2 protein-coding genes are annotated in these 889 nt (G+C 67.8%); both read right to left on the reverse strand.

What is annotated here, in order from left to right; all coding sequences use genetic code 11:
• Positions 1-116: proton-translocating transhydrogenase family protein (locus PNO31109_RS21780; protein ID WP_174966501.1), on the reverse strand; the 116-nt coding region annotated here is incomplete at its 3' end.
• A gap of 15 nt (positions 117-131) precedes the next feature.
• Positions 132-889 (reverse strand): Rossmann-fold NAD(P)-binding domain-containing protein (locus PNO31109_RS21785; protein ID WP_150557516.1); only part of this gene is annotated, 758 nt, incomplete at its 5' end.

The raw sequence follows: 889 nt of genomic DNA on the forward strand, positions 1-889 counted from the left end.
ACCGCCATGAGCGGCGTGTGCAGCGCGGGCGTGACGTTCCACACCACGTGATAGCCGACGTACACCGCCAGCACGAAGATGATCAGGTTGATCACCGTGTGATTGATCAATTCCATTTGCGTCCCCCCTCCTTATGCGGCGCGCAGCACCTGACCGTCGCGGCACATCAGGCACGCCGCGACAATGTCGTCGTTGGTATCGATGACGAGCTTGCCTTCCTTGTCGATGATCAGCTTGAGGAAGTCGAGCACGTTGCGCGCGTAGAGCGCCGACGCGTCGGCCGCCACCATGCCGGCCAGATTCGTGTAGCCGGCGATCGTCACGCCGTGCACCTTCACGACTTCGTCGGCCACCGACAGCGGGCAGTTGCCGCCGCGCGTGCCGTTGTGCTCGGCACCGCGCCCGGCCGCCAGATCGACGATCACCGAGCCGGGCTTCATCGCCTTGACGGTGTCCTCGGCGATGAGCGTGGGCGCCGGGCGTCCGGGAATGAGCGCCGTCGAGATGACGATGTCGGCCTGCGTGAGTCGCGTGTGCACGAGCTGCGCCTGGCGCGCGAGCCAGGCGGCGGGCATGGGGCGGGCGTAGCCGCCGACGCCCTGCGCGATCTCGCGCTCTTCGTCGGTTTCGAAGGGAACGTCGATGAACTTGGCGCCGAGCGACTCGATCTGCTCGCGCACGGCCGGGCGCACGTCGGACGCCTCGATCACGGCGCCCAGCCGCTTGGCTGTCGCAATGGCCTGCAGCCCGGCCACGCCGGCGCCGAGCACCACCAGACGCGCGGCCTTGACCGTGCCGGCGGCCGTCATGAGCATCGGCATGAAGCGCTGGTAGAGGTTCGCGGCGAGCATCACCGCCTTGTAGCCCGCGATATTGGCCTGCGAGGACA

The sequence above is a fragment of the Pandoraea nosoerga genome, from assembly GCF_902459585.1.
Classification (GTDB): domain Bacteria; phylum Pseudomonadota; class Gammaproteobacteria; order Burkholderiales; family Burkholderiaceae; genus Pandoraea; species Pandoraea nosoerga.